At 40.1% G+C, this 7,762-nt stretch carries 7 protein-coding genes and 1 pseudogene; 2 read left to right on the top strand and 6 right to left on the bottom strand.

Annotation, left to right across the window (positions count from 1 at the left end; all coding sequences use genetic code 11):
• Positions 1-1,379 (bottom strand): annotated as a pseudogene (locus Q0J48_RS05760) (DNA mismatch repair protein MutS); the annotation flags it as partial.
• Between the two features lie 118 nt (positions 1,380-1,497).
• Between Q0J48_RS05760 and Q0J48_RS05755 the strand changes: the two are divergent.
• Positions 1,498-2,757 (top strand): FtsW/RodA/SpoVE family cell cycle protein, encoded by a 1,260-nt coding sequence (locus Q0J48_RS05755; RefSeq protein ID WP_296242444.1) that lies wholly within the window; start codon positions 1,498-1,500, stop codon positions 2,755-2,757.
• On the opposite strand, the gene Q0J48_RS05750 is transcribed toward Q0J48_RS05755, so the two are convergent.
• Positions 2,754-3,527, bottom strand: a complete 774-nt coding sequence (locus Q0J48_RS05750) for an NAD kinase (protein WP_296242442.1) — start codon at positions 3,525-3,527, stop codon at positions 2,754-2,756. The genes Q0J48_RS05755 and Q0J48_RS05750 overlap by 4 nt on opposite strands.
• A gap of 61 nt (positions 3,528-3,588) precedes the next feature.
• Here Q0J48_RS05750 and Q0J48_RS05745 point away from each other — a divergent pair, with 61 nt between their 5' ends.
• Complete coding sequence (locus Q0J48_RS05745; protein WP_296242440.1) at positions 3,589-4,140, top strand: CYTH domain-containing protein; 552 nt, start codon at positions 3,589-3,591, stop codon at positions 4,138-4,140.
• On the opposite strand, the gene Q0J48_RS05740 is transcribed toward Q0J48_RS05745, so the two are convergent.
• The 4 genes from Q0J48_RS05740 to Q0J48_RS05725 form a co-directional block, all read right to left on the bottom strand.
• A complete protein-coding gene (locus tag Q0J48_RS05740) occupies positions 4,124-4,669 on the bottom strand; it encodes a hypothetical protein (protein ID WP_296242438.1) in 546 nt (181 codons plus the stop codon). The two genes, Q0J48_RS05745 and Q0J48_RS05740, sit on opposite strands and share 17 nt — an antisense overlap.
• A 496-nt stretch (positions 4,670-5,165) precedes the next feature.
• Complete coding sequence (recR, locus tag Q0J48_RS05735) at positions 5,166-5,750, bottom strand: recombination mediator RecR (RefSeq protein WP_296242436.1); 585 nt, start codon at positions 5,748-5,750, stop codon at positions 5,166-5,168.
• 8 nt (positions 5,751-5,758) lie between these two features.
• A complete protein-coding gene (gene dnaX / locus Q0J48_RS05730) occupies positions 5,759-7,528 on the bottom strand; it encodes a DNA polymerase III subunit gamma/tau (protein WP_296242434.1) in 1,770 nt (589 codons plus the stop codon).
• 48 nt (positions 7,529-7,576) lie between these two features.
• A partial coding sequence (locus tag Q0J48_RS05725) for a deaminase (RefSeq protein ID WP_366937066.1) occupies positions 7,577-7,762 on the bottom strand: 186 nt, incomplete at its 5' end.

Genomic DNA, 7,762 nt, shown 5'->3' with positions numbered 1-7,762 from the left:
CCAAATACGCGATTATAACCGATCTTCAAAGATTTGATCCCGGTTCTTTCGCGCTCTTTGGTTTCCAGATCTAAGATATATTGTTGGCCCTGGTCGGCAAACTGACGAAGTTCATCTAATTGTTCATTATAACCTTCTTGAAAGACACCGCCCTCTTTGATGGTCAAAGGTGGTTCATTCACGATCGCATCTTTGATCTCTTCAAAAAGCTCCTGACAATCAGGCACTGTCTGAAATTCTGGAAAGCTGTCTAATTTAGAAGCCAGTTCCAAGATCGGAGAAGCGTGTTCCAAGGTGGCCTTGAGCTGAAGTACATCGCGCGGACTGGCATTTCCATAAGCCATACGGCTGGCCAGACGCTCCATATCATAGACATAGGTCAAGTGTTCTTTGAGTTCTTCACGCGTTAAAAAATCATCGATCAAGGTTTGGATTGCTTTTTGGCGTTTCTGGATCAAAGAAACATCCAACAACGGCATTTCGATCCAGCGCTTTAAAAGACGCGATCCCATGGCGCTCTGACAATGATCCATAAATTCCCACAGGCTGCACCCCTTGCCGGAAGTCGAAGTGCTTGTGACCAGCTCCAAATGTTTTCGGGTCTCAAAATCCATGACCAGATGTTGATCCTGGTCCATACTTTCGGCCGGCAAAAAGTGATCGATATGCTGTTTCTGGGTCAGGCGCAAATATCCCATCAATTGTGCCAAAGCTTCTTGTAAGGACAAAGAATCACTGGCCGATAAAAGAGGTTGATCTTCCGGATCCAAAGCCGTCTTTTTCTGATAAGAGATCAAAACTCCTTCCATCTCTTCTAAAGCTTGTTTCCATTTTTTATCCAAAGACATCGGACAGATGACTTCACAGACCTCTTCTTCCAGGATCGCTTTCTGAAGCGATACCAAGGATCGCTCTAATGTCCGGTATTTTAATTCGCCCGTACTCAGTTCAGCATACAGCACCAAGATTTCATACGCATTGACGCAGATGCTGGCCATATAATTGGAGGCCTTGGCATCCTGGTTTTCATCCATATAAGTTCCCGGCGTAATGATGCGGATGATCCCGCGATCCACTAAACCTTTGGATGTGGCCGGGTCGGAAAGTTGTTCGCAGATCGCAACCTTATATCCTTTTTTGATCAATCTTTGTATATAAGAAGAAGCCGCATGATAAGGGATTCCGCACATCGGGACCTTTTCTTCGACACCGGCACTGCGTCCGGTCAGCACCAGATCCAGTTCCTGACTGGCCAGTTTGGCGTCCTCAAAAAACATCTCGTAAAAATCGCCAAGGCGATAAAACAAGATGGGTTCCGGATTTTCTTCTTTCAACTGCAGATAATGCTGCATCATAGGGGTATATTTCTTTTCTGGCATATTCTTATTATAAATTTTTACAGAAGTGGATTTCAAGAATCTTTCACTTCCAGTCCTTTCTCTTTCCTAACCAATCTATGATATACTATTACTCAGCGAAACAGAAAGGAAAAATCGCATGAAACAAACCATTACCATTGGAAAATTTACCTTTCGCATTGATTTAGGTCTGATCGTCATGTTGAGCGTAATGGGCCTGACAAGTTTTTTTGCGCTCTATAATGCTTTTAACCTGATCAGTGACGGATCCGGCTATGGCTATATGATGCGTCAGATCATGTGGTACATCATTGGGTTTGTGGCCATGTTCTTTTTATGCTCCTTTCAAAACCAGGCGATTTTCAAGATCATGCACAAAGCCTACCGCTTTTTGATGGGCTGTCTGATCTATCTGTTGATCTCGCGAATCTTGATCAGTATCAGCGGCGGCAGTCTCCATCTTCCGTTTGCGACTTCGATCAACGGGGCCGTTTCCTGGTTTTCGTTACCGTTTGCCAGTTTCCAACCCAGTGAATTTATCAAGATCGTTTTGATTGTACTGATTTCCAAGACCATTAGCTCTCATCAGGAACAACACCCGGATCCTACCTGGAGAGATGACTGGAATTTATTGATCAAGATCGGCAAGATCTTGATTCCCCCTCTGGTTTTGATCTTTTTACAGCCCGATACCGGGGTCGTGATCATCATCTTGGTCAATACATTGATTCTTTTGATGTGCTCTGGTATTCGCAAACAATATATCTACATTCTAGGCGGCTTGATTCTCTTTGTGGTCGGTTTGTTTGTCTATCTCTATTTCTTCCAGCGCGATTTTTTAGAGATCTTTATCTCCAACTATCGTTTAAGTCGAATCGATGCCTGGCTGGATCCGGAATCGAATATTCAAGGTAGCTCCAACCAGCTTTATACGGCTTTGTTGTCGCTGGGCAGTGCCGGATTGACAGGATATGGTCTGCAGGCAGATATCATCGCGATCCCAGAAGCTCATACTGACTTTATCTTTGCGGCCATTGGACAATGTTTCGGATTGTTAGGAACGACCTTTGTTTTAATGATTTGTTTATTATTTGATTATGTCTTATTTAAGATTGCCTACAATACAACGAATCGTACCGATCGTTTTATTGTGATCGGTGTCATTGCGATGCTGGTGTATCAACAGCTTCAAAATCTGGGGATGATCGTAGGACTGGTTCCGATCACCGGGATCACTTTACCGATGATTTCCTATGGTGGAAGCAGTATTTTATCTTACTTTATTTCCTTTGCGATCGTTATGAATCTCTCTCCCGTTTCCAAAAAGGTCATTATTTTGAAAAAAAGAGGTCCGAAAAAACTTAAAAAAAGATCCCGCAGGATCTCGAACATTCGTTAATATAGGTTTTTTAAACGTTTCAAATACGAATAATGACGATAGCGCGCAAAGCGCACTTTTTTTTGCGAAGTCTGGATCGATAAACGTTTGGCCTGATCTAAAGAACGATCCAGATGGTCATAACAGACTCTGGCCCGTAAAAAGGAATCCGATTGAACAGCGATCCGACGGTCCAAACGCATAATATAAGGGTTTCTTAAAGAATGATGATTTTTATGCGAGATCGGCATGATCTCACAAAGTTGGAGCACCCGCAATCCGTCATCGATCACAGCCCCCTGCAACGCCCGATTGATGGCTGTAGATCCGGCCTGCGTACTGATACAGATACCAGATCCTGTGCAATGTTCAAAGAATTCCCCATCGATGGAGACATCTAAAGAAAGAGTACGGGAAACAGATTCGATCCGCATCTCATTTAAGGCATAGAGACGTTCTCCCGAGTCGTCGATCTGCATTTCTAATAAAGGCATTTCTTCGTATTGGACATCATGAAACTGAATATCATGGATAAAGAGCTCAATTTCTTCTTGCGTATAATCTGTATAAAAGCCAAGCGTGCCGGTATGGATCCCGACAAAGCTCATTCGATCTAAATGATCAAGATATTGATGGATTCCTCGTAATAAAGTTCCATCACCGCCAATCGAAATCAAAAGTTCCGGATCCGCTTCGTCATAGATCCAACCAATTTGAAGACATTGATCCTTAACACTACGAGCAACCGAGGCCGAATGTGGATCCTTACGTACGATCAGTCCAAAACGCATGGAAACACCTTTCCTTTCTGATTTTTCTATTGTACCATACTTTCAAAAAGGAGGAAGTCCGATGACGAAACCGATAGAAAGAGAGTTAAAGATCTTAGTATCAAAAGATGAATTCCATTCTCTTTTAAAAACCCTACCCTTTTCAGAACCATGGACTCAAACGAATACATATTATGACAGTCCCGATCAAAGCATACGAAAACAAGGGGGTGCTCTGCGAATTCGAACGATTGGATCCAAGCATATCCTGACATTAAAGATTCGCAAAGATGAGATCACGCATTATGAATATGAAAAAGAAATCCCTACCGATCAACTCGAAAAGATCCAGGATCCAGAGATCCTAGGCTGGTTGAAAGAATATCATATTCCCAGCAATCTAAAGAAAACAGCGCAATTTACCACCATTCGGCAAGTCTATGAATGTGAAAACGCCGAACTTTGTGCCGATGAAACTGAATACACAGATCATATCGATTATGAAATTGAATATGAATATCATAGGAATCATGATGGGATTTCAGAATTTAATCAGATATTAGCGCAAATTGGGCAAAAATACATAAAAAATTGCCCCAGCAAAATTGCCAGAGCTTTTAAAACTTATGAGTAAGACGATAGAAGAAGGATTTTCCATTATATTCTTCTTCTTTTTTCTTATAATCTTCTAATTTTTGACGAACAGCTTCTAAAGATTCCGCTTCTTCCCGCAGACTTTCATTTTCTAACTGAAGTTTTTGAATCGTTTCTTCCTTGGATTGATTCTCTAAAAGGAAGGTTTGTTTGCTTTTTTCCAATTCTAAAGCCAGTCGTTCTTGATATAATGCCTCAATTTGAGCTTGTGCTTTCTCTTTTTCTTCAATGATCGCCTTCAATTTCTCATTTTCATAGCGAAGTTCCATTTCAACGGTAGAAACTTCATGTTTTTCCTTTCGAAAATACTTGGAAAGTCTTTCTACCCCTTCTGCCTTGATCGTGATCCGCCGTGTTTCCGGGTTCTTATATTTCCAATCTTTATCCGGATTATCCTTGATTAGCTTCGCGATGGCCTTGTCGACGGTATTTCGCGATTTCGAGAAATGTTGGCAAATCTGCGCAATATCCATATCGTAGAAAACATCAATAGGCTTTTCTTCTCCCATAATAAAACCCCTTTCCTATGATTTTCCTAACGTTTACCTCGTGGTGCTTTCTATTCTAGCACACTTTTTTTCATTTTTCTATTTTTTCATAGGAATTTCACATGATTTTTTTATTCTACTTTTTCTAGTGTGATTATTCATAATTTATTCCTATGACTATTCGGATTCTATAAAAATTGATTTTATGAATTTTATCACCATATTCATAAATTGTATTTCTATTCATATGATGAGAATTTTTCTAATCATATCAATTTCATATCATTAAATCACATAAGAAAACTTGTATATGATTTTCATATGCGAATTGATAAACAAAATAAATGAAGAAAAAGAGTCGTATGAATTTTGATCCTCCATGTGAATAAGTTAAATACTTTTCATATGAAAAAGGAAATAAAGAGATAAGAAAATCTGAAAACTCCTATTAAAAGAGTAAAAGAAAAAGAAATCGTATGAATATTCATAAAATAGTCATATGATTTCTCCTAAATTGCTATTTTCTGCCTTGAAAAGCCCGTAATAATGTTAAAGAATCCGTATAATCCAGATGTCCTCCCACAGGAATCCCATAAGCCAGACGAGTAACATGCGTTTTATCCTTCAATAAAGTCTCGATATAAAGGGAAGTGGTCTCTCCTTCAACCGTAGGATCCAACGCCAGGATCACTTCTTCTACATTTCCTCTCTCCACGCGCTGCAAAAGGGAAGATAATCGTAAATCTTCCGGTAAAATACCTTTTGAGGTGTCAATCACACCATTTAAAACATGATATACGCCCTTATATTCCTGGATCGACTCCATAGCCGCAATATCTTTTGGACTTTGTACAACACAAATCGTGCTGCTATCTCTTGTTTCATCCTGACAGACCGGACAAAGATCTCCTTCGCTTAAATTTCCGCAGATATGACAAGTTTCAATACCTGTGGATAAAGCTTTTAATCCTTCCAGAAACTCTTCTTGTTTTTCTTTTGACCAGTTAATCGTTTCAAACGCATATCGTTCCGCTGTTTTATGCCCGACACCCGGTAATTGTTGAAAAGCGGTGATTAAATCTTCAAATTTCTTAGGATACATACTTCCTCCTAGTCCTCAACAATTTCTAAAGTAGGGAAGAGTTCTTTCATCTGTTCTTCCTTTGTATTTTGTGGTGAAGTTGTTTTCGCTTTTCGAACAATTTGAACTTCCGCCGGTTCCGGCAAAGTGTTCGACGCCCAACGGCTTTTAAAATCTTCCAAGACTCTTTGTTCCTGTTTTGAATCGAGAGCGAATATAACTTTGGCGGCCCCTAATATGACTTCTGTAAACGATTCATATCCTTCTTCCAATTGAAGGGAATTGATCTCTTTCGCTTCAATTTCTGAATTCACACCCACAATCATATAATTGGTTCCACTGGCTACTATATGGGTGTTACGAAGTGTTGAAGCAAATCTTCCATATTTTAGATCCGATAAGAAAAATTCATTTTGACTCATTTTCTGTGTATCAATCTGACGTTCTTTTTTCTGCGCTCCTACCAGTAATTGTAAGACGTATTCTTCTTCTAATATGATTTTATGATCTTCGTTCCTATCCTCTTTTAATGTTTCACGTGAAACATCAGATATTTTCAAATCTTCAGATTTTGGCATATTTTCGGCATTTTCTGTCTCTTTTTTATGAATTTCTGAATAATCAGAAGGTAAATCATATGAAGAATCCGGGATTTTCGGCTCTGAAACATTTCTTTGTTGATCTGTAATCTTCGTTTGGGGCTCGGATTTTACCTCTACAGATCCATCTGAATTTACGACACATTTCAGAAATGCAGTTTCCAGATAATCTAAGACGCTGGATGCATAATTGAATTTTGTGTACGTGTCCATCAATTCATTCAGCAGCCTCAATCGAAATGGGGAAGGTGAAATTATTAATTTTTCCTGGATCACCTCTTTGTGAGCCGACAGCACCAATGCGGTTTGAGGAGAACGATCTAAAATTAAACTGTCCTTCAACAATGAAATCATGTCCTGGGTCAATCGTTTCAGATCCATTCCAGACGCTTCCGCATCATTTAATGTTTCGATCATGGCTTCTGTATTTCCTTTATACAGATCATAAAATAATGTACCTAATTCATCCGTCGTCATGACGCCATAAATCTGGCGAACATCATCGACCGAAATATTGGAAGTACAAAATGCCGTGCATTGATCTAAGATGGAAAGCGCATCTCGCATTCCGCCATCGCTCAGCTGAGCAATCAGACGAATCGCCTCTTCATCAATATCGATCTTTTCTGATCGACAAACGATCTGTAAACGCATGATCAAGTCTTGAAGACTGACTTTATTGAAATCAAACCGCTGGCAGCGGGAAATGATTGTAGGGATCACTTTATTGGGTTCCGTTGTTGCCAAAATAAAGACCACATGAGCTGGCGGTTCTTCAATTGTTTTCAATAGGGCATTGAAAGCTCCTGTCGTCATCATATGAACCTCGTCAATGATATACACTTTATACGTTCCTTGCATCGGTGCATATTTGACGCGATCAATTAGATTTCGAACTTCATCAACGCCATTGTTGGAAGCGGCATCGATTTCGATAATATCCGGATGGCTTCCATTTTGAACCATCTGACAATTCAGGCATTCTCCGCATGGAGCATGTTCTTTATCTTCGCAATTCAACATTTTCGCAAAGATCTTTGCGATGGATGTCTTTCCCGTACCACGCGGTCCACAAAATAAGTAAGCGTGGGCGATACGATCTTGAACGATCGCGTTTTTTAACGTTTGTATGATATGTTTCTGTCCGACGACTTCATCAAAAGTCTGGGGACGATATTTTCGATACAGAGCCTGATACATGGCACAGCCTCACTTTCCGTTCTCCATTATAACATAGAATCAAATCGATCATTTCTTTCGCTTTTGTCTAAAAAAAGCTTTTAACAGGGAAGCACATTCTTCTTGAAGAATCCCCCCTTCGATGGTTGGATAATGATTAAATCCTTTTACTTCAAGCAAATTCGTACACGATCCCATACAGCCCCCTTTAGGATCATAGGCCCCAAAGACAACTCTTGGAATGCGGGATTGAAT

This window comes from uncultured Faecalicoccus sp. (genome assembly GCF_944325745.1).
Taxonomy (GTDB): domain Bacteria; phylum Bacillota_I; class Bacilli_A; order Erysipelotrichales; family Erysipelotrichaceae; genus Faecalicoccus.
This window is presented reverse-complemented; position numbering and strand designations above follow the sequence as displayed.